We start from the raw sequence: 20,816 nt of genomic DNA on the forward strand, positions 1-20,816 counted from the left end.
CACGTCACATGCCGCGCCGCCAGGCGCTGGCCTGGGGCGCCGCCTGCGCCCTTGTCCCTTCACTGATCGCCATGCCCAACGAACTCCACGCCAAGACTCCGACTGCCGACCTTCCGGCCGAACTGCGCAGCGCCCTGCCGGCCGCGCGCCTGGTGGGCACGGGCGTGCTGCGCTTTTTCGGCCTGCGCGTGTACGAGGCACGGCTGTGGGCCGCACCGGGCTTTGTGCCCGAGGACTACGCCCGCCACCCGTTCGCGCTGGAGCTGGTCTATGACCGCAAGCTCGAAGGCGCGGCCATCGCCGAGCGCTCCATCGCCGAAATGCGCAGGGTCGACGGCTTCACCGAGGAGCAGTCCCGCCAATGGCTGGCGCTGATGAAGCAGGCGTTTCCCGATGTGGCGGCCCAGGACCGGCTGCTGGGCCTGAACGACGGCCAGGGCGAGGTGCGCTTCTTCCACAACGGGCGCCAGACTGCACAGCTGCGCGATGCCGACTATGCGCGCCTGTTCTTCGGCATCTGGCTCGCGCCCCAGACCTCGGCACCTGCCATGCGCAGCTCGCTGCTGGGCCAATCCTGAGCGCCCGGGACCACGCCATGGCCTCGCACCCTGCCGCCGCCCCCTTGCTGCCCTGGCGCACAGGGCTGGCCTATGGCGGCCTGGCCGCGCCGCTGGCGTTCGTGTCCCTGCCGCTGTATGTGAACCTGCCCTACCACTACGCCAGCGTGGCCGGTGCGCCGCTGGCGGGGCTGGGCGCGGTGCTGCTGGCCACGCGTGCCTTCGATGCCCTGGTGGACCCCGCCATCGGCCGCCAGGCCGACCGGCTGCTGCGCCGGGGCATGCGGCCAGCGTGGTGGGCGGCTGCACTGGCCAGCCTGCTGATGGTCCTGGGCTTCTGGGCGCTGTGGCATCCGCCGCGCGGTGCCCAGGCCGCCATGCTGGGCTGGCTGGCCTGCAGCCTGCTGGTGTGCACGCTGGCCTACAGCTTCGTCACCATCGTCCACCAGGCCTGGGGCACGCGCTGGGGCGGGCCGCCCGCCTGGCGGGCCCGCGTCACGGCCTGGCGCGAGGGCGCTACGCTGGGCGGTGTGCTGCTGGCCAGCGTGTTGCCGGCCTGGCTGGGCTTGGACGCCACCAGCGCCGTGCTGGCGCTGGGCCTGGCGCTGGGGCTGGTGGGGCTGTACCGGCTCAAGGCTCCGGTGACGCTGCCGCAGCAGGCCACGGCGGACACCTCTCGGATCTCACCATGGGCGGATGCCGGCTTTCGCCGGCTGCTGGCCGTCTTCATGGTCAACGGCGTGGCCGCGGCCATTCCGGCCACCTTGCTGCCCTTCTTCGTGGCCGACAGATTGCAGGTGCCCGGGATGCAGCCCCTGCTGCTGCTGTGTTTTTTTGGCGCGGCGGCCCTGGGCCTGCCGCTGTGGGTGAAGGCCGTCTCGCGCTGGGGCCTGGCGCCCAGCTGGCGCGCGGGCATGCTGGCCAGCGTGCTGGCCTTCGGCTTCACGCCCTGGCTGGGCACGGGTGACGGCCTGGCCTTCGCCGTGATCTGCCTGGCCAGCGGGCTGGCCCTGGGCGCGGATCTGGCCCTGCCGGGCGCACTGCTCACGGGCGTGATCCACGAGTCCGGCCAGGGCGGCCAGGGCGAGGGCCGCTACCTGGGGTGGTGGACCTGCGCCACCAAGCTCAACCTGGCCCTGGCCGCGGGCCTGGCCCTGCCCCTGCTGTCCGTTGCGGGCTACCGCAGCGGCAGCACCGATCCGGCCGGCCTGCAGGCCCTGGCCTGGGCCTATGGCGGGCTGCCCTGCCTGCTCAAACTGGCGGCGGCCGGGCTGCTCTGGCGCGCCGAGCGACTGCATTCTTCCTGGAGGCACACATGAGCCACATCACCCACTGCGCTTCGTTTTCACCACTGCGGCGCGCCTGCCTGGGGGCGGCATTGGCGCTGTCTCTGGCGGGCTGCGCCGGTCCTTCCGTGCAGGACTACGCCAAGGAGCAGCCGACGCTGGACCTGCGCCAGTACTTCAACGGGCCGCTGACGGCCCACGGCATGTTCACGGACCGCTCGGGCAAGGTGGTCAAGCGATTCACCGTGCGCATGACGGGCCGCTGGAATGGCGACGAGGGCACGCTCGATGAGCACTTCGTCTACAGCGACGGCAGCACGCAGCAGCGCATCTGGCATATCCGCCACCTGGGCGAGGGCCGCTACAGCGGCCGGGCCGACGACGTGGTGGGCGAGGCCCAGGGCCAGAGCGCGGGCAATGCCATCCGCTGGAGCTACGTGCTGGCCCTGCCCGTGGACGGAAGGGTCTGGAACGTCAGCATGGACGACTGGATGTACCTGATGGACGGGCGCACCCTGCTCAACCGCACGGCCATGAGCAAGCTCGGCCTGCACCTGGGCGACGTGACGCTGGCCATCATCAAGGAGTGATGGCCATGCCACTGTTATCCCGCCGGCTGAACCCGCCGCTGCGCGACTGGAAGGGCCGCTCGGCATGGCTTCTGGGCGCCTCCTCGGGCATAGGGCGCGCCACGGCCGAAGCGCTGCACGGCCAGGGCGCGCGCGTGATTGTCTCTGCGCGGCATGGCGGTGCGCTGCAGGATTTCGTGCGTGGCCGCGAAGGCTGCCTGGCCCTGCCGCTGGACGTGACCGATGCCCAGGCCGTGGCGCAGGCAGCCCGTGCCGTGCGGGCCCATGTGGGCAGGGCGCCCGACCTGGTGGTGTACTGTGCCGGCCACTACCGGCCCCAGCGCGCCACCGAGTTCGACCTGGCCGAGATGCAGCGCCACCTGGCCGTGAACTATGGCGGCGCGCTGCACCTGCTCGATGCGGTGCTGCCCATGCTGCTGGAGGCCGGCCAGGGGCATCTGGCCCTGGTCGGCTCGGTGGCAGGCTATCGCGGGCTGCCCATGTCCCTGGCCTACGGTCCTACCAAGGCGGCGCTCAACAACCTGGCAGAAAACCTCTACCTGGACCTGCACGGCCCGGGCCTGGGCGTGTCCATCATCAACCCCGGCTTTGTCGATACGCCGCTGACGGCGCAAAACAGCTTCAGCATGCCGGCCCTGATCGGTGCCGACGAGGCCGCCCGGCACATGCTGCAGGGCTGGGCACAGGGGCGCTTCGAGATGAATTTTCCGCGCCGCTTCACACGCTGGGTGCGGCTGCTGCGCTGCCTGCCCGATGCCTGGTATTTCTCGGCGGTTCGCCGCATCACAGGAGCCTGAAACCGATGAGCACTGCCCTCGGCGATCCCCGACTGGACCGGCTGGCCCAGGCCTATGAGGCGCTGCGCCGCGACAACCTGCCGGCGCTGCTGGCCCTCTATGCGGAACAGGCCCGGTTCAAGGACCCGTTCAACGATGTGCGCGGCCACGCAGCGATACAGCGCGTGTTCGCCCACATGTTCGAGCAACTGGACCGGCCCCGCTTCGCCGTCAGCCAGGGCGCGGTGCAGGGGGACAGCGGCTTTTTGCTGTGGGAGCTGGGCTTTGTCAGGGCATCGGGCCAGCCCATGCACATCTGCGGCACCAGCTACCTGGAGTTCGATGCGCAGGGACTGGTGGCAGTGCACCGCGATTTCTGGGACCCGGTGGAGGAAATCTTTGCCAAGGTGCCCGTGCTGGGCGCCGTGGCCAAGGCGCTGCAGAACAAGCTCAGGGCTCCGCAGTAAGCAGCCTGGCCAATTGCGCCAGGGCGCCGTCCAGGTCGTCCAGGCCTGGGGCGCCCAGGCAGATGCGCAGCCCGCTGGCACGGTCGTGCGGCTCCACCATCAGCGAGCCCGGATCGGTCAGCGTCACGCCCAGCGCCGCTGCGGCCGACACCAGGCGGTCGGCGGCCTCGCGCTCCATGGGCAGCCAGGCGTTGTAGGCCTCGGGGTGCAGCACCAGGCCGGAGCCCCTCAGGTGCGGGGCGAGGTGTGATGCGGCCAGCCGGCAGCGCCGCTGTGCCTCATGGCGCAGGTCGGCCTGCAGGGAAGCGACCACGCCGTGCGACAGCCATTCATCGATCACGGCGCAGGAGAGGGCCGAAGGCGCCATGGACATCTCCTGCACAAGCTCCACAGCCGCGCCGCCCAGCGAAGCGGGCAGCACCAGCATGCCCACCTGCAGCCCCGGGCCCAGGGACTTGGACAGCCCGTTCACATGCAGCGTGATCTCGGGCGCCAGCGTGGCCAGATGGGCCAAGGATGCGTGATCGGGCAAGCAGGCGGCGTACACGCCGTCCTCGATGATCCAGGCGCCTGCGCTGCGGCAGATGTCCACGATCGCCTGCCTGCGCTCCGCGCCCATGGTGGCCGTGGTCGGGTTGTGCAGCGTGGGGGTGAGGTAGACCACCTTGCCTTCGGCGGCGGGAATGCCCTCCAGCGCCTCGGCCAGCGCCTGCGGCAGCAGGCCCTGAGCGTCGATCGCCAGGCCCTGCAGGGCATACCCCTTGCGCCGGGCCAGGGCAATGGCGCCGGGGTAGGTGATGCGCTCGGTCAGCAGCCGGCCCCGGGGCTGGCAGACCAGATCGAAGGCCAGGGACAGCGCCTGGCGCGCGCTGCTGGTCAGCACCATGTGGTCGGGTTCCACGTTCAGGCCCAGCGTCTGCAGCCAGCGCGCGAGCACGCGGCGATGCTCCAGGTGGCCCTGGGGCGGGGCATAGAAGTTGAAATGATCGGTATCGATGCTGCGCGCAATCCCGGTCAGCGTACGAGCCAGGACGCGCGCACTGATGGCGGCCGGCGGCGCGTTGGAAGACAGGTCGATGTCCTCGCCAGCCTGCGCCTGCTGTGACGCCACGAAGGTGCCCCGGCCCCTGACGCTGCGTGTCAGCCCCCGGCGCTCCAGCAGCGCATAGGCCCTGGTCACCGAGCCCAGGCCGATCTGCAGCCTGTCGGCCAGGTCCCTGTGGGCGGGGAGGCGGTCGCCGCCGGCCAGCCGGCCTTCGACGATGTCGTCGGCCAGGGCGCGCGCCAGCCGCTCGGCGGCACTGGCTTCAATGCGCGCAAGACGGGGCGTCCAGGGGGAGGGCAGGAGCATGGTCGGGGCAAGGAAAAAATGAGTGTGCCGTGACACTATTTCATTTGTCGATAGTGTAACGTTCACTCCATGTTCAGCCACATCACCGTCGGCGCCCGTGATCTCGAGCGGGCCGGCCGCTTCTATGACGCGGTGCTTTTCCCGCTGGGACTGCAGCGCCGCGCCGTCCAGCCCGATGGCGGGCCGGCCGCGCTGTGCTGGGTGGCGCCGCCGGCGGCCTTGCCGCGCTTTTATGTCTACAGCCCCTTCAACGGCGAGCCGGCCACGGCGGGCAATGGCGCCATGGTGGCCTTTGTGGCCCCGTCGCCCGACGCGGTGGACGCGGCCCATGCCGCCGGCCTGGCGCGTGGCGGCAGCGACGAAGGCCCGCCCGGCCCGCGACCTCATTACGGCGATGGCTACTACGGTGCCTACCTGCGCGATCCCGACGGCAACAAGGTCCATGTGGTGCATCGCGCCGATGTGCGGCCGTAGCGCAGATCGGGACCGCCGTCCGTTTCCCCTTCTTTTCCTTCCCATGCAACAAGGACTGTCTTCATGAGCATTGCCGTTCATATGGTCGACGTTTTCGCCAGCGGCCCGCTGTCCGGCAATCCGCTGGCCGTGATCACCGGTGGGCAGGCGCTGACCACCGCACAGATGCAGCAGCTGACACGCTGGTTCAACCTCTCCGAAACCGCATTCCTGCTGCCGCCCACGCAGGCGCAGGCCGACTACCGCGTGAGGATTTTCACGCTGGACCGGGAGATGCCTTTTGCCGGCCATCCCACGCTGGGCAGCTGCCATGCCTGGCTGTCCCAGCGCGGTGCGCCCAGGAACGCAGGCCACATCGTCCAGGAGTGCGGGGCGGGCCTGGTGCAGATACGGCAGGAGCATGGGCGGCTGGCATTCGCCGCGCCGCCCATGCTGCGCTTTGGCGCGCCCACCGCCGACGAGCTGGATGCCGCGCTGCGCATGCTGGGCATCACCGCCGAAGAGGTGCAGGCCGCCTCGTGGATAGACAACGGCCCCGGCTGGCTGGGCATCCGCCTGGCCTCGGCCGAGCAGGTGCTGGCGCTGAACCCGGCCCGGCAGTGGCCCACGCGCATGGACGTGGGCGTGGTGGGGCCCTATGCCAGGGGTATCGGTAGTGCCAGCGATGCCAGCCCTGCCGCCTGCGAGGTGCGCGCCTTCTTCTCCGATCACCAGGGCGCCATCGTCGAAGACCCCGTCACCGGCAGCCTCAACGCCTCGCTGGCGCAGTGGCTGTTTGCGACGGGGGTGATGGACAGCGACTACGTTGCCGCCCAGGGCCGCTGCCTGGGCCGTGACGGCCGCATCTTCCTGACCCGTGACGGCACGGGCCAGGTCTGGGTGGGCGGCACGGCGCGCACCCATGTCGAAGGCGCACTGAGCGGCCTTTGATCCACACCGAAAGAACCCACGAATGACAGCGATCCAGGAGAGCCTGCGCGCTCCCGTCTCATCGGCCAGGGCCAACCTGAAAATGCTGGTGCGCTACAAGGCCTGGGCCAACGGCCTGACCTTCAAGAGCGTGATGGAGCTGCCCGAAGGCGAGGCCTTGAAGCAGCGGCCCACGAGCTTCGGCAACATGGTGCGCACGCTGAACCACGTCCTTGTGGTGGAGGACATCTTCAGGCACCACCTGCAGGGCCGCAAGCATGGCTACACCATGCGCAACACCGACCACACGCCCACGCTGCAGGCGCTGTGGGAATCCGTGCAGGCAATGGACCACTGGTATGTGGAGTTCGTCGACGCATGCCCGGACGAGGAACTGGCGAAGGTCGTGCACTTCGAGTTCGTGGGCGGCGGGCAGGGCGCCATGACGCGCGAGCAGATCGTGCTGCATGTGGTGAACCATGGCAGCTACCACCGTGGCTTTGTCAGCGACATGATGTACCAGGTGCCCTTCGTGCCGCCGGCCAACGACCTGCCGGTGTTCCTCAGGGACTGCTACCGCGTGGACGAGCCGGCCTGCGGTTGAGGCAGGGCCAGGGCCTGCTGCGCCAGGGCGCCCTGGAGCACGGGCAGCGCAGGCGGCGCGTCGCCGGGCAGGGCCCATCCCTGGCGCAGCGCACCGGCAAAGCCGTCGGCCACGCGCGAGTAGGCGCGGCCGCTGGTCATCACCCGGGGCCGGGCCGACCAGGCGATGCGGGCGCCGCCGGCCGCCAGGCGGTCCACCAGGTCCTGGTCCTCGCCGCAGGTGCGTGCGTCGAACCCGCCGGCCTGGCGGTAGTGCCAGGCTGAGATGCCCAGGTTGGCGCCGTGCACGTGGCGGTGGCCGTCGCGGTCCGTGTAGGTGGTCTCGAAGTGCCGCCGCGCCGTGTCCGCCTGGACGCCGTGGGCCGACCAGTCGGCCACTTGCACCGTGCCGCAGACCACGTCGGACTGAAGCGCCAACTGGTCGGCCAGCCAACTCTGGGAGACCGTGGTGTCGGCGTCCGTGAAGGCCAGCCAGCGGGCGCCCAGCAGCAGCAGGTACTCCGACCCCAGTGCGCGCGCCTTGCCCACGTTGCGCGCGGCAATGGACAACGGGATGGCGGGCCAGCGGCGCACGGCCGATTCGGTGGCGTCCTGGCAGCTGTCCAGCACCACGACGACGGCCACGGTCTCGCCTTGCAGGTCGGCATGGGCGGCCGCGCAAAACACGCTGTCCAGGCAGCGGCCTATGAGGTCTTCCTCGTCATGGGCTGGGATGCACACGCCGATCATCTGTCCGTCCTTTCAGGGGTTTTCTGCCAGATGTCCAGCTGGAAATCCGGCTCGCTGTGGCTCAGCAGCAAGTGCAGCTGCGCATGGGCCGACACGCTGTCATGCAGGGTGCGAGTGGTCTGCAGGTGATCGTGCGCCCCATGCCGCCAGTGGCACATGAGCCAGTGCCCGCCGCCCTGCAGCGAGGCCAGGCACTGGCGGTTGAAATGCGCCAGTGCCGCGTCGTCGAAGTAGTAGGCGAGCTCCGAGACCACGATGAGATCGAAGCCTTGCTGCGGCACCTGTGGCCATTGCCAGGGCAGGGGCAGGGCCTGCAGGTCCAGGCGGGCGCGGTCCTGCGGTGCAATACGCTGCCGGCACAGATCCACGGCCCTGTCCGAGAAATCGACGGCGCACAGCCGGTCGCAGCGCTGCAGCAGGTGCTGCGTGGCCTCGCCATTGCCGCAGCCGGGCTCGAAGCCGTAGGCATAGCGCTCGCGCGGCAGGGCGGCCAGCAGCAGATCGCGCTTGCGCCGCTCGTACCAGCGCGATGCGACCTGCCAGGGGTCGGGGTCGGCCTGGTACATCTGCTCGAAGTGCTGCCTGGCGCCGTTCATAGAAACACCACTTCAAACGGACGCAGCAGGCGCTGCGTGGCCCAGGACGGCAGGACGGCGTCGCGGCCCGTGGACGGGTCTGGCAGCAGCTGGCTGCGAAAGCACGACAGGGCCTTGCGCTTGAGCGCCAGCTCCTGCGGTGCCAGCGCAATGGCGGCAGCGCGGTGCCAGGGCACGCGCGCGTCGCCGGGCTCGGCCCAGTGCCAGGCCCAGATCGGCAGCTCGAAGAGCCGGCAGCCCGTGCGAGCGGCCGCCGTGGCGCAGGCCTGGCCAGTGACCTCGTGGTCCGGGTGACCGTCTTCGCGCCAGGTGCACAGCAGCGCATCCGAGGGCTGCAGCAACTGCTCCAGCCGCTGCAGCAACTGCGCGGCATGCTCGGCGATATGGCCGTCGGGCAGGCCCAGCCGCAGCACCTGCGCCTGCGGCGCAAGCAGGGCCAGGGCCTGGGTGCTCTCCTGCACGCGCTCGCGCACCAGACGCTGCGGCGGCCACAGCGTCGAGTGGGGGTGGCTGGCTCCGCCATCGGTCACGGAGACGATGAGGCAGGGCATGCCCCGCTCGGCACAGCGGTGCAGCAGGCCGGCGCAGCCCAGGATTTCGTCATCCGGGTGCGGCGCGACGATGACGGCGCGGCGCCGGCCCTCCAGCAGGTCGTCCATGGATACCTGCGCTGGCCGGCGTTGCGCAAACCAGGCCTGCCAGCGCGATTCGGGCGTGCCCCGGCCCTCGATGAGGCGCGGCTTCACAGCATCCATGCCGCGCCTCCCGGTGCCTGCGAGGCCTGTGCCTTCTCGGCCAGCAGGCGGCCCAGTGCCGCCTGGTCGCGCTCGGCATGGCTTTGGCGGATGAAGACGGGCAGGTCGGCCATCAGCTGCGCCAGGCCCCTGTTCTTGCACAGCGGGCCGGGACCGATGGCGCGCGGCACGCGCCGCAGCACCTCTTCGGCGGCGGCTTCCACGGCCAGGCGGGCGCGGCTCACGGCCAGCAGGCAGGGGTCCGATGGCGTGGCATCGATGCAGGCCGCAGCGTCGCGCAGCAGGCCGGCCGCGCTGGCCAGGGCCACGTCCAGCGCACCCAGGTGGGCCTGGCGGTGCGGGTCCTCGCCTTGACTGACGGCCTGCTGCAGATGGCTGGCGATGCGCGCTGCCGCGCCATGCCAGCAGGCCGCAACGCCGGCGCCGCCATGGTGAAAGCCGGGGCGGCTCAGGTACTGGCCCGGGGCCCCGACCAGCACGCCGGTGGCGCCGTCGAAGTGCACATCGGCGCTGGCGCTGGAGGCCATGCCCACGGCCTGCCAGTGGCTGTCGTCCCTGCGGATGCCGGGCTGGTCCATGGTGACGGCGATCAGGCAGCGCTGGCCGTCTGCCAGCCAGCCGCTGACCAGGGCACGGTCCACGGCGCGGGCGCCGGAGCACCAGGGCTTGTGGCCGGACAGGCGAACCGCCGAGCCTGCCTGCAGCGTCGTGCGTTGCGTGGCGTCGGGAGATGCCGCCGTGGCCTGCACGCGCTCGCCCGGCGGCTCGGCGCACCAGACGGCCCAGCGCAGTCCTTCGGTGGCCAGGTCGGCCTGCAGTTCGGACAGGATGGCCAGGGCGTCGGTATGACCTTCGTAGAGCTTGGCCAGGCCCAGGCTGTGGGCGGCCACTTCGGCCAGTGCTCGCCAGCGCTGCAGCGTGTGGCCATGGCCCGGCAGCGGCAGGCGGTCGGCGCCCTGCGCTACCAGCAGGGCCAATTGGTCCGCCGGCGACAGGTCCGCATGGCCGCGCAAGGCCTGGGCCAGCGTGTCGCTGCATGTCCACGCATTGGCGTGCTCGTCGTTGTTCTGGGCCATCACCGCTCACCTTCCTTTTTCGTGCCTTGCGCAGCCTGGAAATGGGGGGAGGCGCCAGGCGATGCCATGGTGCCGGGAGGATGAACGCGGCGCCGCAGGAGCAGGAAGGCATTACCTGTCGGAGACCACCGACCGGCAGGCGTCCCGCTCCACGCCGTCGGCAGGGCAGGCGGCCAGTTCCAGGCGCAGCGGTGCCTGCTCCTGCCTGATCGAGGGAACGGGGATGCCGAAGCCTTCCCTTTCCCTGTGCTCCAGCGGCCTGGCCTCTTTCAAGGCAGACAAAAAGGCCTTGCGCCACCAGTGCACGTCCTGATCGGCAATGCACTGCAGCAGCCGCTGGTGCCGCTGGCGCCTTTCTTGCAGCGGCATCTGCAGGGCCTGCTGCACCACGGCTGCCGTGCCGTGCACGTCGTAGGGATTGACCAGCAGCGCCTCCTGCAGCTGCTCGGCAGCGCCGGCAAACCGCGACAGCACCAGCACGCCGGGGTCGGCCGGGTCCTGGGCCGCCACGTATTCCTTGGCCACCAGGTTCATGCCATCGCGCAGCGGGGTGACCAGGCCCACGGCCGCCGCACGGCACAGGCCCGGAATGCCATCGCGCGGCAGGGTCTGGTGGATGTAGCGCACGGGCATCCAGTCCAGTTCGCCGTAGTCGCCGTTGATGGCGCCACACAGCGATTCGAGTTCACGCCGTATGTCGGCATACGCGTCCAGGCCCTCGCGCGTGGGCGAGCCGATCTGGATCAGCGTGGCGCGGCGGCGCTGCTCGGGATGACGGGCCAGCAGCTCCCGGAAGGCGCGCAGGCGCTGCGGCAGGCCCTTGGAGTAGTCCAGCCGGTCTATGCCCAGCAGCAGGCGACGCTGGGCGTATTCGTGCTTCATGCGCTCGTACATGTCCCGCGCGGCGCCGCCCTGTGCAAGCGCCATGAAACCTTCCACATCGATGCCAATGGGGAAGTCGCGGCAGACCAGGCGCTGGCCATGGGCGCGGAATGCGCCGTCGCCCAGGGCCTGGCCGCCCGCCTCCTCCCAGACATAGCGCTCGAAGTGCTGCACGTCCTGGCGGGTCTGCAGGCCCACGAGGTCATAGGCGAACAGGCAGCGCATCAGCCATGCATGCTCGGGAACGGCCGCCAGCAGGGTCGGCGGGGGCAATGGGATGTGCAGGAAAAAGCCGATGCGCTGGCGGCAGCCCAGGGCGCGCAGCTCGGCCGCCAGCGGGATCAGGTGGTAGTCATGCACCCAGAGGATGTCGTCCTCCGCCAGCAGGGGCAGCAGCCTGCGCGCGAGCAATTGGTTCACGCGGCGGTAGCCGGCCGCAAGGCCCGTGTCGAAATTCGCCAGGTCCAGCCGGCCATGGAAGACGGGCCACAGCACGCCATTGCTGTAGCCCGCGTAGTAGCTGTCGTGGTCCGCACGGTCCAGGTCCACGGTGGCCAGCGTGACCTTGCCTGCCTGGGTCCGGTGCACATGTCCGGCAGGGGCGGCGGCGTGGCCATCGGTGACCGTGCCGCTCCAGCCGAACCACAGGCCGCCGGTCTGCCGCAACGCATCGCCCATGGCAACGGCCAGGCCGCCTGCGGCTGCCTTGCCCGGGTCGGCCACGCGGTTGGAGATCACCACCAGCCGGCTCATGGCAGGGCCTCCGCACAGGTCTGTGCAGCCAGGTGCATGCATGCGGACTGCAGCCAGGCGTGCACGGCCTGCGGGCTGTCCAGCCGGTGGCAGGCCCTGCTTGCGCCTTCGCCCACCTTGATCGCCATGCCACCGTGCGCCTGCACCACGGCAAAGCCGCTTTCATCGGTGACATCGTCGCCCACGAAGACGGGGACGCGGCCAGCGAACGGGCTTTCGCGCAGGAAGGCCGCAATGGCGCTGCCCTTGCCGGTGCCCATGCCGGAGCCCATTCCCGCAGGCCTGACCTCCAGCACGTACTTGCCCTGCAGCAGCTCCAGCTGCGGCCAGCGCTGCACGGCGCGGGTCAATGTCTCCAGGCACAGCGCCGCCAGCTGTGGCGCGCGCCGGTAGTGCAGCGCGATGGACGAAGGCTTGCGCTCCACCAGCAAGGCCGGATGTTCCTGCGCCAGCGCATGGCACAGCTGCAGCACAGGCGCGGGCATGGCGCATGCCCGGCCGTGCAGCCGGCCGCTGCAGTCCCGCCGGCGCAGGCCGTGCTCGCCGGCGGCGGGCAGGCACAGCGGTGCCAGGTAGCGGTCCAGCACCTCGATCTGACGGCCTGTGACGATGGCCAGAGCGCCATCGAGCCGGCCCTGCAGGCCGGCCAGCAGCGGGAGCAGGGCGGGATCCGGCCTGATGGCGTCCGGTGTCTCGGCCAGGGGCACGAGCGTGCCATCGAAGTCGAGGAACAGCGCGGATCTGCAGGTGGGGAGCGGAGGTGTTTCCATGGAGAGACCAAGGTATCGAGTGCAGGGTCCATCGGCCGTCAGCCGAGCGCTTGTGCGGGGATCGGCCATGCGCCGCAGTCTCTCGATGAAAGCAGTCCGGTCAGCCCATGAGCGCCGGCACCAGGCGCAAAATGGCCTCGCCCAGAATGCCCTGCAGGGCTGCGGCCTGCCAGAGCAGGCCCACGTTGTCCAGCGTGGCGCGCGCCCGGGGCTGCAGATGGCCGGACCATGATCGGGCCAGCAAAAAGCCGCCCAGCACCATCATCAGCACGCAGTGAAAGCCCTGGTAGGCCACGATGACGCCCACGGCCGCGCTCCAGCCGTCCGCACGCGGTGAAAGCCCCGCATCCAGATGACCTGCCAGCGACAGGCCAAAGGCCCCCACCGCGCACACCTGGGCCCCCAAGGCGCAGGCACGCAGCAGGCGCTGCCTGTGCGGTCCGTCTCCCAAAGGTGAGCGCATGCAGTGCCGCAGCAGCAGGGCACTGGCAGCCAGCAGCACCACGTTGGCCATGGCCCGGGAGGGCGCGGGCAGGGCCGCGCCCGGCGGAGGGCAGACCTCCAGCGCCATCGACAGGTGGATGTAGGCATAGGCGAAGGAGGCGAAGACCGTGAAGTCCACGGTGCACAGGATGAGCACGGCCCACCAGGAATGCGATCGCCTGCCGGCCGGCTGCATGGGCAGGAAGACGCCCGTGGCCACCTCGGCCCGCGTGGCCGGGGCAGTGCGGTCCAGCTGCCAGATCCAGGCCAGCATGGCGGCGATGGCGCCCAGGCCGCAGGCAAAGGCCAGCGCCACCCATTCCACGGTCAGCAGCAAAAAGAAGGCGGCCGTGCCCGCTGCGGCCAGCAGCGGTGGCCAGCCGTCGGTGGGCAGGCGCAGCAGTTGCACGGGCCGGGCGCTGCGCGCATCGGTGAGCAGGGTTTCCCGGCCGCCGAAGACGGTGCCGGGCAGCCAGTAGCGCCCTTCCTCCACTTCCTGCGCCAGCGATGGCCTGTCCCACAACGGCTCGGTGCCGCGCACTTCGGGAATGCTGCGCACGCCGTACTCGCGCGGCGGCAGCCATTCCAGCGTGCCTGCGCGCCAGGGATTGCCATGGTCGCGGTCCGGCCGGCGCACGGCCCGGGCCACGTCGATGAACAGCAGCAGCACGCCCAGCGCAAAGATGAAGGCGCCCACGGTGGACAGCAGGTTCAGCCCGTTCCAGCCCAGCGCGTCCGCGTAGGTGTAGACACGGCGCGGCATGCCCAGCAGGCCTGTCAGGTGCATGGGGAAAAAGGCGATGTTGAAGCCGCCGAACAGCAGGGCGAATATCCAGCGTCCCAGCCGCTCGGACAGCGCCGCGCCGTTGAACACGGGCAGCCAGTAGTACAGGGCCGCGAACACGGGGAACACCATGCCGCCGATCAGCACGTAGTGCAGGTGGGCGACGATGAAGTAGCTGTCATGCGCCTGCCAGTCGAACGGAATCACGGCCACCATCACGCCCGTCAGCCCGCCCAGCACGAAGATGAAGTGAAAGCCCAGCAGGAACAGCGTGGGCGTGTCCATGCGCACGCGGCCCTGCCAGAAGGTGGCAATCCAGGCGAAGACCTGAAGCCCGCTCGGAATGGCCACCACGAAGCTGGCGATGGAAGTCAGCAGCAGCGCCGTCAGCCCCAGGCCGGCCGCGAACATGTGGTGTATCCACAGCAGCAGGCTGACCACGCCCACGCCGGCCAGCGCCCAGACCACGGCGCGCTGGCCCACCAGGGGCGTGCCTGCCATGGCGGGCACCATCATGGACACCATGCCGGCCGCAGGCAGGAAGATGATGTAGACCTCCGGGTGGCCGAAGAACCAGAAGAGATGCTGCCAGAGCACCGGGTCGCCGCCGGACTGCGGATTGAAGAAGGGCCAGTCGAAGGCGCGCTCCAGCTCCAGCAGCGTGGTGGCCGCGATGACGGCCGGGAAGGCGAACACGATCATCAGCGCGCTGACCAGGGTGGCCCAGGCGAACACCGGCATCCGGCCCAGCGTCATGCCCGGTGCGCGTGTGAAGAGAATGCCGACGATCAGCTCGATGGCGCCCGCAATCGCCGAGATCTCGATGAAGCCGATGCCCAGCAGCCAGAAGTCCGCGCCGATGCCGGGCGAGTACTGCTTGTTCGTGAGCGGCGGGTACATGAACCAGCCGCCATCGGGCGACACGCCCCAGAAGATGGTGCAGAAGAACGCCAGGCCGCCGATCGCATAGGCCCAGAAGGCATAGGCGGACAGCCGGGGAAAGGGCAGGTCCCGGGCGCCCAGCATGCCCGGCAGCAGAAAGACTGCAATCGCCTCCACCACGGGCACGGCGAACAGGAACATCATCACCGTGCCGTGCATGGTGAACATCTGGTTGTAGGTGGCGGCGTCCAGCAGGCTGTTGTCGGGCACGGCCAGCTGCACGCGCATCACCAGCGCCAGGATGCCGCCCAGCACGAAGAACAGCAGTGCCGTCACGATGTAGAAGGCGCCGATCTGCGTGTTGTTCACGGCGCTGAAAATGCGCCAGCCGCGCGGGCGCGCCCAGGCACGCTCCAGTGCTTCGCGCTCGCCGGCGGGGCGGGGCAGGGCGCTGGGAAAGCCGTGCGGCGGGGCAGCATCTATTTCAGGGTGCTCAGCCATGCGGCGATGTCTTCCAGTTCGTGGTCGGGCACACGCCCGGCGCCCGAGGGCATGCGCGCCCCGGCCTTGAGCTGCTGCGTATGGGTGATCCAGGAGCGAAGGTTCTGTGGTGTGTTGGGCAGGCTGGCGGCGGCCAGCGACAGGCGGCCGCCCACATGGGTCAGGTCCGGCCCCAGGCCGCGCGAGGCCTCGTCGGCCACGCCGCGCACGCTGTGGCAGAAGCTGCAGCGGTGCTTCTCGAAAGCCTGCAGCCCCGGGTGGTTCACGGCAACGGAGGCGGGCCGCGCCTGCGCGGCGGACCAGCGCTCGAACGCCTGCGGCGCCACCACCAGTACGTCGAGCGCCATGCGCGCATGCTGCTCGCCGCAATACTCGGCGCATTGCCCGCGCCAGCGGCCCTCGGCTGTGGGATGTACCAGCAGGTGCTGCAGACGGCCCGGCACCATGTCCATTTTTCCGCCCAGTGCCGGCACCCAGAAGCTGTGGATCACATCGCCGCTGGCCAGCGCGAAGTACACGGGCCGGCCCACGGGCAGCCGGACCTCGTTGGCCGTCACGAACTCGGCGCCCGTGCGCGGATCGCTGTAGCGTATGTCCCACCACCACAGGTGTGCCGTCACGGTCACCACCAATGCGTCGGCCGGGGGCATGGGGCGCCAGTCGGGGCGGCGGCTTTCTCCATAGAAGAACAGGGCTGTCAGCACGGCAACGGGCAGGGCGATGCCGCCACCCATCAGCCACAGGCGCACGCGCACCGGGCGCGCGCGGCCCAGTGACAGGGCCAGCAGCAGCATCACGCCCAGCAGCAGCGCTGCCGCGCCCACGGACAGCACGGCACTGAGTTCTCCGAACGAGGCCGCCTGCACGCTGCCCGCATGCAGCGATGACTGGGGGGTGGCGGCCGCCGTGCCGCTCATTGGAGGCTGCCCAGGTAGGCCGCCATGTCGCGCGCCTGCGCGGCCGATACGCCCAGCGACGGCATGGTGGTGGAGGGCACCAGTGCCTGCGGGTGCACGATCCAGGCGCTCAGGAGGTCCGGAAGGTTGGGCAGCCGCCCGGCGATATAGCTGCGCCGCCCGAAGCCGTCCAGCGGCGTGGCGTCCCGTCCCCGGGCATCGGCCACCCCCGGAATGCTGTGGCAGCTGCCGCAGCGGTACTGGGCCAGCAGGAGCCTGCCGCGCTCGACCGACGCGCTTTCCTCGCCAGCTGCCGCACCGCCGCACGCAAGCCAGAAAGCGGCGCACAGGCTTGCGGCGACTCGCTGGCGCCGGTGCAGGAAGGAGGGGAGCGCCTCGGGCATGGGGAAATTATTCCGCGTCCCCAATCAGGATCTGCTGACATTCGCGCAGCAGGGCGGGTAGGACAATTTCTCATGGCCTCCACCAAGCTGCGCACCGTGGCACTCACGCTTTTGGCCGTTGCCTGCGCGGCAGCGGGGCTGGCTGCCGCCCTGGTGTCCAGCGGCGTCTACAACGTGGCCGCCAATCGCCAGCACCTGAAGCCGGTCTACCAGTTGCTGGACATTGCCATGCGCCAGTCCGTGCGCTACCACGCGCGGGGCCTGGAGCCGCCGCGCGCGGCGGACGAAGCCATGCTGGTGCGCGGTGCGCAGTGCTATCGCCAGCACTGCGTGCAGTGCCACGGCGGCCCCGGCGTGGCCCAGGGGGCGGCGGGCCAGGGCATGCAGCCGCTGCCCGGGCCCCTGATCGACGCCACGCAGCGATGGAACGCCGGCCAGCTGTACTGGCTCACGCGCAACGGGCTGAAGATGACGGGCATGCCTTCCTGGGAGTTGCGCCTGTCGGAGGACGATCTCTGGGCGGTGGTCGCCTTCGTGCAGAAGATGCCGCAGCTGTCGCCGCCGCAGTTCGCCGCGATGGCGGGGCAGGACTGGGTGGTTGGCTCCGCAGGACACGCGGGCCGGGACGATGTCTTCCAGCCGTGCAGGCCGCCCGTGCAGGCGCTGCGGCCCGGTGATGCCGTGCGCGGGCAGCGGGCCCTGTACCAGTACGCCTGTGTGGGTTGCCACACGGTGGCGGGCCAGGCCCAGGCCAGCCCGCAGGTGGGGCCGCCGCTGGACGGCATGGCGCGCCGCACCCGCATTGCCGGCGTGCTGGACAACACGCCCGACAACATGGTGCGCTGGCTGGTGCAGACCGACGCCGTCAAGCCGGGAACCGCCATGCCCGCCATGGGGGTCGCCGAGCAGGACGCACGGGACATTGCTGCCTACCTGGCCAGCTTGCGCTAGCGCTGGCTCAACGCTCGGCCTTGATGGAGCCGCGGATGTTGGTGATGGCCAGGCAGGCCTGCAGCGTCACCAGTGCCCAGGCGCCGGAGGACCATCCCCACAGCGCCCACAGCACATTGCTGAGCATCAGGATCCAGAAGCCCACATTGCGCCGCCCGGCGGAACGCGAGCCCACCCACCATGCGCCGATGAGGGAGGCCGCAAAGGCAGGCCACTGGAGCCAATCGGGAATGTCTGGCATGGGTTCTACCTGGATGGAGTGCAGGCAGGCCGCCTCAGTTGCCGGGCCGTGCCGGGTCGTCCTCGTCGATGGAGTGGCATTCCTTGCAGGCTCCGCTTTCGCGCGCGCGGGCGGCCAGGTTGACGTAGAAGGCCGCCACTTGCTGCAGCTGCTCCTCGTCCAGCCCCTCGATGCCGATCATGCGGTTGCTGGCAATCTTGTTGGCTGCCAGCAGCTCGTTGAGCTTCAGGTGCAGGGCCACGCTGTCCTTGTTCTGGCTTTGCTGGATGAGGAACACCATCAGAAAGGTCACGATGGTCGTGCCCGTGTTGATGACCAGCTGCCAGTTCTCCGAGAAATGGAACATCGGCCCCGCCACGGCCCATATGGCCACGCAGATCAGGGCCACGCAAAAGGCCATGGGCGTGCCGGCCCAGCGCGTCACCCTGCTGGCGAAATGATCGAAGGCCGACAGCAGGCGCGAGTGGTCGGCATACGAGGCACTGCTGGTCTCGGGCATGGAGCCCAGGGCGTCTCCCGGTGTGCGGCGGCTTGGTGTGGAACTTGTGCTTTGCATGGGGGAAAACCGTCCGGAAAAAATCGATCAAGGCTGCTTGCGCACCATCTTCTTGCGCTGCTCGGCATCCAGTCCCGGCGTCTGCCGCATGTCGGTATCCACCTGGCCGGAAACAATGTCGTCATGGGCCTGGCGCATCACCGGATCGGGCGCATCGCTGGTGGCGTCCAGGCTCTGGTCGCGCTCGTGCGGAAGGCGCAGGCCTTGTTCGGATGCGTCGGCTGCATCGGATTCACCGGGCGCATGGGGCGCCTTGCCTACCTGGCCGGGCAGCTTGGTCTGGCCATCGCCCGACGGTTTCGCCTGTGTGGGTGCAGAGGACTTGGATGCGGATGGGGTCTTGTCTTTCATGGCGTCTTCCTTTCGTTCGCGGGCCTGCGCAGGCGGCGCTTGGGCCATGGTCTCTTCGCTCGTGCGCAGCCGCCGTGGGACCACGCCGAAAGCGCAGGAACGAAAAGATGCCTCGCGCATGAACGCCGTTCTCAGGCACGTCGTTTGCCCTGTGGGAGACGCCCCACGCCGGCGGGCGCCCATGGCCCGCTGCCTGGGCCTTGCGCGCTGCCTAGACTGGAAGTCCGGCCCTGCAGCGATGGGGCCCGGCACCCTAGACAAGGAGCGCGATATGAGCAGCGACAGACAGGAGCCCGGCAAGGGCAAGGTGGAGAACGATCACAACCGCCAGGGCGCGAAGCCGCCCACGCAAAGGAACGAAGGCCAGCGAACGCCCGAAAGCCGCCATGACCGCGAGGCCCATGTCGGCAGCGGCAACCAGGCCCAGACGCGCCAGAACAAGGGCGGCGGACCAGGCGGTGACCGCGGCGCTGGATGAATTGCCGGTTCCTAGCGACAAGGGCACCCTCGGGTGCCCTTTTTCATGGCGTGCAAGGGTGCGTCACCGCCCGTTCTTGCGGTCACTGGGGCCATTGCGGTCGGACAGAATTTCGGCGGGCGGCCTGAGGCTGCCGCTGTCCGCGCCCTCGGCCTGCCAGGTGCCGCCTTCGCGCTGCGTGTTGCCGCGCGGGTGGCCCATGTCGGTTCCATCGTCGAAGTTCAGCGGGCCGTCCTGTGGCATGTCGTCGAAACGGTGCGCCGAGGCCTCGGCGATGGAATCGGCCACATCCTTTTCCGCGCTCAGGTGCTCGTTGATGTCCTTGCCTTCGGGCAGGTCGGCGCTTGCGTCTTCGCTGCGGTCGATCTGGGGAGTGTCGCTGCCGGTGGCAGCCGTGTTGTTCGGGGTGCGCATGGTGATCTCCAAGGGGGTCCGGCCACCGTGGCCGGGTCATGGACCAAGCCTGCCTGCGCGGGCTTGCAGCGGGGGTGGGCACAGCACTTTCCTGGAGGTAGGAGCGTGCCGATGCGCTCGGATGCAGTCCGATGCGGGAGGGCCGGCAGGCACGCCGATTGCCCTGTGCTTGCCCTGTGCGGCAGTGCGAAAAATGGCCACAGGGGACTGGCGCGATGTCCGCAAGGGCAGGGCGCTGCGTTCCTACGGCACATGGCCGCAAGCGCGCACGCCGGACGGCTGCTGCAGCCATCAGCATAGGAATCACTTTCAACTGCCAAGGAGCACATTCCATGACGCAATCGAACCCCGCAAACCGTGACCCGCTGTCCGACGCACCCGGCGCGCACCCGGTGGGCACCGGCATAGGCGCAGCAGGCGGCGCCGTCACCGGCGCTGCATTCGGCGCAATGGGTGGCCCCATCGGCGCTGCCGTGGGCGGCGTGGCCGGTGCCGTGGTCGGCGGGCTGGCCGGCAAGGGTGCGGCCGAGGCCGTGAACCCCACGGTTGAAGATGCCTACTGGCGCGATGCCTACCAGAGCGAGCCCTATTACGTGGCTGGCCGCAGCTACGAGGAATACCGTCCCGCCTACGAGCTGGGCTGGAACGCTGCCGCCGCACGCCGCGATGCCGACTTCGATGCCTTCGACGCCGAGTGGGAGCGCGAATGGACCACGCGCCGTGGCGCCAGCCATCTGGACTGGGACCAGGCCCGGCCCGCAGCCCGCGCCGCCTGGGCGCGCGCAGGCAGCCGTGATGTCCGTGACGAGACGGGCACCATCGTCGCCCCCGCCTATACGGGCGATATCGACAACGACGATGTGGTGGACGTGCTCAACGACCTGCTTGAATCCTGCCGCGATGGCGAGTACGGCTTCCGTACCTCCTCCGAGAACGCCGACTCGCCCGACCTCAAGGCCCTGTTCATGCGCCATTCCACCGAGTGCGGTGTTGCCGCGCGGGAGCTGGAAGCGGAAATCCGCAGGCTCGGCGGAGAGCCGGCATCGGGCGGCACGGTGGCCGGCGCGCTGCACCGGGGCTGGGTGTCCGTGAAGACGGCCCTGACCTCGCAGGACGACAAGGCGGTGCTGGAGGAATGCGAGCGCGGCGAGGACTCCGCCCTCGCCCAGTACCGCAAGGCGCTCAAGCAACCGCTGCCACCGGCCGTGCGCGTGGTGGTGGAACGCCAGGCCCAGGGTGCCCAGCGCAACCACGATGAAGTGCGCGACCTGCGCGACCGTTACCGCAGCGCAGCCTGACCG

At 69.9% G+C, this 20,816-nt stretch carries 25 protein-coding genes; 11 read left to right on the forward strand and 14 right to left on the reverse strand.

The annotated features are described in order from the left end of the window. Positions 1-8 precede the first annotated feature (8 nt). From AAN986_RS03670 to AAN986_RS03690, 5 genes are read left to right on the forward strand one after another with little or no spacing between them, the layout of a single operon-like run. Positions 9-578: a chalcone isomerase family protein gene (locus AAN986_RS03670; RefSeq protein ID WP_016448427.1), complete on the forward strand. Its 570-nt coding sequence runs from the start codon at positions 9-11 to the stop codon at positions 576-578. A 17-nt stretch (positions 579-595) separates the two neighbouring features. Further along, positions 596-1,876 (forward strand): MFS transporter, encoded by a 1,281-nt coding sequence (locus tag AAN986_RS03675; RefSeq protein WP_047218780.1) that lies wholly within the window; start codon positions 596-598, stop codon positions 1,874-1,876. Beyond that, a complete protein-coding gene (locus AAN986_RS03680; protein WP_016448425.1) occupies positions 1,873-2,433 on the forward strand; it encodes a DUF3833 domain-containing protein in 561 nt (186 codons plus the stop codon). Before AAN986_RS03675 ends, AAN986_RS03680 begins: the two co-directional genes overlap by 4 nt. Before the next feature lie 5 nt (positions 2,434-2,438). Beyond that, on the forward strand, positions 2,439-3,230 hold the full coding sequence (locus tag AAN986_RS03685) for an SDR family NAD(P)-dependent oxidoreductase (RefSeq protein WP_016448424.1): 792 nt from the start codon (positions 2,439-2,441) through the stop codon (positions 3,228-3,230). A gap of 5 nt (positions 3,231-3,235) precedes the next feature. After that, entirely contained in the window at positions 3,236-3,676 is a 441-nt protein-coding gene (locus tag AAN986_RS03690; RefSeq protein ID WP_047218779.1) for a nuclear transport factor 2 family protein, read from the forward strand. Here the strand turns inward: AAN986_RS03690 and AAN986_RS03695 are convergent. Then, a complete protein-coding gene (locus AAN986_RS03695; RefSeq protein ID WP_047218778.1) occupies positions 3,660-5,027 on the reverse strand; it encodes a PLP-dependent aminotransferase family protein in 1,368 nt (455 codons plus the stop codon). The genes AAN986_RS03690 and AAN986_RS03695 overlap by 17 nt on opposite strands. A 69-nt stretch (positions 5,028-5,096) precedes the next feature. Between AAN986_RS03695 and AAN986_RS03700 the strand changes: the two genes are divergently transcribed. The 3 genes from AAN986_RS03700 (at position 5,097) to AAN986_RS03710 (ending at position 7,014) form a co-directional block, all read left to right on the forward strand. After that, positions 5,097-5,501 (forward strand): VOC family protein, encoded by a 405-nt coding sequence (locus AAN986_RS03700; RefSeq protein WP_012207674.1) that lies wholly within the window; start codon positions 5,097-5,099, stop codon positions 5,499-5,501. 63 nt (positions 5,502-5,564) lie between these two features. Then, the gene (locus AAN986_RS03705; protein WP_047218777.1) at positions 5,565-6,431 is read left to right on the forward strand and encodes a PhzF family phenazine biosynthesis protein; all 867 of its coding nucleotides are present in this window, start codon (positions 5,565-5,567) and stop codon (positions 6,429-6,431) included. 22 nt (positions 6,432-6,453) lie between these two features. Continuing rightward, positions 6,454-7,014, forward strand: a complete 561-nt coding sequence (locus tag AAN986_RS03710) for a DinB family protein (RefSeq protein WP_047218776.1) — start codon at positions 6,454-6,456, stop codon at positions 7,012-7,014. Here AAN986_RS03710 and AAN986_RS03715 read toward each other — a convergent pair. The 9 genes from AAN986_RS03715 to AAN986_RS03755 form a co-directional block, all read right to left on the reverse strand. After that, complete coding sequence (locus AAN986_RS03715) at positions 6,984-7,742, reverse strand: glycosyltransferase family 2 protein (protein WP_047218775.1); 759 nt, start codon at positions 7,740-7,742, stop codon at positions 6,984-6,986. The two genes, AAN986_RS03710 and AAN986_RS03715, sit on opposite strands and share 31 nt — an antisense overlap. Next, a complete protein-coding gene (locus AAN986_RS03720) occupies positions 7,739-8,338 on the reverse strand; it encodes a class I SAM-dependent methyltransferase (protein WP_047218774.1) in 600 nt (199 codons plus the stop codon). Before AAN986_RS03720 ends, AAN986_RS03715 begins: the two co-directional genes overlap by 4 nt. After that, the gene (locus AAN986_RS03725) at positions 8,335-9,093 is read right to left on the reverse strand and encodes a PIG-L family deacetylase (protein WP_047218773.1); all 759 of its coding nucleotides are present in this window, start codon (positions 9,091-9,093) and stop codon (positions 8,335-8,337) included. Before AAN986_RS03725 ends, AAN986_RS03720 begins: the two co-directional genes overlap by 4 nt. Continuing rightward, the gene (locus tag AAN986_RS03730; protein WP_047218772.1) at positions 9,081-10,169 is read right to left on the reverse strand and encodes an acyl-CoA dehydrogenase family protein; all 1,089 of its coding nucleotides are present in this window, start codon (positions 10,167-10,169) and stop codon (positions 9,081-9,083) included. Before AAN986_RS03730 ends, AAN986_RS03725 begins: the two co-directional genes overlap by 13 nt. 111 nt (positions 10,170-10,280) lie before the next feature. Continuing rightward, a complete protein-coding gene (locus AAN986_RS03735; RefSeq protein WP_047218771.1) occupies positions 10,281-11,804 on the reverse strand; it encodes a trehalose-6-phosphate synthase in 1,524 nt (507 codons plus the stop codon). Further along, positions 11,801-12,574 carry a trehalose-phosphatase gene (otsB, locus tag AAN986_RS03740; protein ID WP_047218770.1) on the reverse strand — a complete coding sequence of 258 codons (774 nt, stop codon included), beginning with the start codon at positions 12,572-12,574 and terminating at the stop codon, positions 11,801-11,803. The genes AAN986_RS03735 and otsB overlap by 4 nt, the downstream gene beginning before the upstream one ends. 100 nt (positions 12,575-12,674) lie before the next feature. After that, positions 12,675-15,224 (reverse strand): cbb3-type cytochrome c oxidase subunit I, encoded by a 2,550-nt coding sequence (locus AAN986_RS03745; RefSeq protein ID WP_047218809.1) that lies wholly within the window; start codon positions 15,222-15,224, stop codon positions 12,675-12,677. Then, entirely contained in the window at positions 15,203-16,141 is a 939-nt protein-coding gene (locus tag AAN986_RS03750; RefSeq protein ID WP_047218769.1) for a c-type cytochrome, read from the reverse strand. The genes AAN986_RS03745 and AAN986_RS03750 overlap by 22 nt, the downstream gene beginning before the upstream one ends. Next, positions 16,138-16,524: a c-type cytochrome gene (locus AAN986_RS03755; RefSeq protein WP_047218768.1), complete on the reverse strand. Its 387-nt coding sequence runs from the start codon at positions 16,522-16,524 to the stop codon at positions 16,138-16,140. Before AAN986_RS03755 ends, AAN986_RS03750 begins: the two co-directional genes overlap by 4 nt. Before the next feature lie 72 nt (positions 16,525-16,596). Between AAN986_RS03755 and AAN986_RS03760 the strand changes: the two genes are divergently transcribed. Then, entirely contained in the window at positions 16,597-17,475 is an 879-nt protein-coding gene (locus tag AAN986_RS03760; RefSeq protein ID WP_047218767.1) for a c-type cytochrome, read from the forward strand. Between the two features lie 7 nt (positions 17,476-17,482). On the opposite strand, the gene AAN986_RS03765 is transcribed toward AAN986_RS03760, so the two are convergent. The 3 genes from AAN986_RS03765 to AAN986_RS03775 are packed head-to-tail and all read right to left on the reverse strand — an operon-like array spanning position 17,483 to position 18,623. After that, the gene (locus AAN986_RS03765) at positions 17,483-17,716 is read right to left on the reverse strand and encodes a hypothetical protein (protein ID WP_013800488.1); all 234 of its coding nucleotides are present in this window, start codon (positions 17,714-17,716) and stop codon (positions 17,483-17,485) included. Positions 17,717-17,750: 34 nt separating this feature from the next. Then, positions 17,751-18,272 carry a low affinity iron permease family protein gene (locus tag AAN986_RS03770; protein WP_047218766.1) on the reverse strand — a complete coding sequence of 174 codons (522 nt, stop codon included), beginning with the start codon at positions 18,270-18,272 and terminating at the stop codon, positions 17,751-17,753. 27 nt (positions 18,273-18,299) lie between these two features. Beyond that, positions 18,300-18,623 (reverse strand): hypothetical protein, encoded by a 324-nt coding sequence (locus AAN986_RS03775; RefSeq protein ID WP_043821628.1) that lies wholly within the window; start codon positions 18,621-18,623, stop codon positions 18,300-18,302. A 271-nt stretch (positions 18,624-18,894) separates the two neighbouring features. Here AAN986_RS03775 and AAN986_RS03780 point away from each other — a divergent pair, with 271 nt between their 5' ends. Continuing rightward, positions 18,895-19,101, forward strand: a complete 207-nt coding sequence (locus AAN986_RS03780; protein ID WP_013800491.1) for a hypothetical protein — start codon at positions 18,895-18,897, stop codon at positions 19,099-19,101. 63 nt (positions 19,102-19,164) lie between these two features. Here the strand turns inward: AAN986_RS03780 and AAN986_RS03785 are convergent, their stop codons facing one another. Further along, positions 19,165-19,515 carry a hypothetical protein gene (locus AAN986_RS03785; protein WP_013800492.1) on the reverse strand — a complete coding sequence of 117 codons (351 nt, stop codon included), beginning with the start codon at positions 19,513-19,515 and terminating at the stop codon, positions 19,165-19,167. Positions 19,516-19,847: 332 nt separating this feature from the next. On the opposite strand from AAN986_RS03785, the gene AAN986_RS03790 reads away from it, so the two are divergent. After that, positions 19,848-20,813: a PA2169 family four-helix-bundle protein gene (locus AAN986_RS03790; RefSeq protein WP_012207662.1), complete on the forward strand. Its 966-nt coding sequence runs from the start codon at positions 19,848-19,850 to the stop codon at positions 20,811-20,813. The last annotated feature ends 3 nt before the right edge of the window (positions 20,814-20,816 follow it).

It is taken from the genome of Delftia sp. DS1230, assembly GCF_040112715.1.
Classification (GTDB): domain Bacteria; phylum Pseudomonadota; class Gammaproteobacteria; order Burkholderiales; family Burkholderiaceae_C; genus Comamonas; species Comamonas tsuruhatensis.

What these genes read in the sequence shown, in the direction of transcription:
- AAN986_RS03685 (WP_016448424.1), top strand. Translation starts at nt 2,439, where the DNA reads ATGCCACTGTTATCCCGCCGGCTGAACCCGCCGCTGCGCGACTGGAAG.
- otsB (WP_047218770.1), bottom strand. Translation starts at nt 12,574, where the DNA reads ATGGAAACACCTCCGCTCCCCACCTGCAGATCCGCGCTGTTCCTCGAC.
- AAN986_RS03700 (WP_012207674.1), top strand. Translation starts at nt 5,097, where the DNA reads ATGTTCAGCCACATCACCGTCGGCGCCCGTGATCTCGAGCGGGCCGGC.
- AAN986_RS03695 (WP_047218778.1), bottom strand. Translation starts at nt 5,027, where the DNA reads ATGCTCCTGCCCTCCCCCTGGACGCCCCGTCTTGCGCGCATTGAAGCC.
- AAN986_RS03780 (WP_013800491.1), top strand. Translation starts at nt 18,895, where the DNA reads ATGAGCAGCGACAGACAGGAGCCCGGCAAGGGCAAGGTGGAGAACGAT.
- AAN986_RS03745 (WP_047218809.1), bottom strand. Translation starts at nt 15,224, where the DNA reads ATGGCTGAGCACCCTGAAATAGATGCTGCCCCGCCGCACGGCTTTCCC.
- AAN986_RS03750 (WP_047218769.1), bottom strand. Translation starts at nt 16,141, where the DNA reads ATGAGCGGCACGGCGGCCGCCACCCCCCAGTCATCGCTGCATGCGGGC.
- AAN986_RS03755 (WP_047218768.1), bottom strand. Translation starts at nt 16,524, where the DNA reads ATGCCCGAGGCGCTCCCCTCCTTCCTGCACCGGCGCCAGCGAGTCGCC.
- AAN986_RS03790 (WP_012207662.1), top strand. Translation starts at nt 19,848, where the DNA reads ATGACGCAATCGAACCCCGCAAACCGTGACCCGCTGTCCGACGCACCC.
- AAN986_RS03690 (WP_047218779.1), top strand. Translation starts at nt 3,236, where the DNA reads ATGAGCACTGCCCTCGGCGATCCCCGACTGGACCGGCTGGCCCAGGCC.
- AAN986_RS03705 (WP_047218777.1), top strand. Translation starts at nt 5,565, where the DNA reads ATGAGCATTGCCGTTCATATGGTCGACGTTTTCGCCAGCGGCCCGCTG.
- AAN986_RS03710 (WP_047218776.1), top strand. Translation starts at nt 6,454, where the DNA reads ATGACAGCGATCCAGGAGAGCCTGCGCGCTCCCGTCTCATCGGCCAGG.
- AAN986_RS03730 (WP_047218772.1), bottom strand. Translation starts at nt 10,169, where the DNA reads ATGGCCCAGAACAACGACGAGCACGCCAATGCGTGGACATGCAGCGAC.
- AAN986_RS03770 (WP_047218766.1), bottom strand. Translation starts at nt 18,272, where the DNA reads ATGCAAAGCACAAGTTCCACACCAAGCCGCCGCACACCGGGAGACGCC.
- AAN986_RS03715 (WP_047218775.1), bottom strand. Translation starts at nt 7,742, where the DNA reads ATGATCGGCGTGTGCATCCCAGCCCATGACGAGGAAGACCTCATAGGC.
- AAN986_RS03775 (WP_043821628.1), bottom strand. Translation starts at nt 18,623, where the DNA reads ATGAAAGACAAGACCCCATCCGCATCCAAGTCCTCTGCACCCACACAG.
- AAN986_RS03680 (WP_016448425.1), top strand. Translation starts at nt 1,873, where the DNA reads ATGAGCCACATCACCCACTGCGCTTCGTTTTCACCACTGCGGCGCGCC.
- AAN986_RS03725 (WP_047218773.1), bottom strand. Translation starts at nt 9,093, where the DNA reads ATGGATGCTGTGAAGCCGCGCCTCATCGAGGGCCGGGGCACGCCCGAA.
- AAN986_RS03670 (WP_016448427.1), top strand. Translation starts at nt 9, where the DNA reads ATGCCGCGCCGCCAGGCGCTGGCCTGGGGCGCCGCCTGCGCCCTTGTC.
- AAN986_RS03785 (WP_013800492.1), bottom strand. Translation starts at nt 19,515, where the DNA reads ATGCGCACCCCGAACAACACGGCTGCCACCGGCAGCGACACTCCCCAG.
- AAN986_RS03765 (WP_013800488.1), bottom strand. Translation starts at nt 17,716, where the DNA reads ATGCCAGACATTCCCGATTGGCTCCAGTGGCCTGCCTTTGCGGCCTCC.
- AAN986_RS03760 (WP_047218767.1), top strand. Translation starts at nt 16,597, where the DNA reads ATGGCCTCCACCAAGCTGCGCACCGTGGCACTCACGCTTTTGGCCGTT.
- AAN986_RS03735 (WP_047218771.1), bottom strand. Translation starts at nt 11,804, where the DNA reads ATGAGCCGGCTGGTGGTGATCTCCAACCGCGTGGCCGACCCGGGCAAG.
- AAN986_RS03675 (WP_047218780.1), top strand. Translation starts at nt 596, where the DNA reads ATGGCCTCGCACCCTGCCGCCGCCCCCTTGCTGCCCTGGCGCACAGGG.
- AAN986_RS03720 (WP_047218774.1), bottom strand. Translation starts at nt 8,338, where the DNA reads ATGAACGGCGCCAGGCAGCACTTCGAGCAGATGTACCAGGCCGACCCC.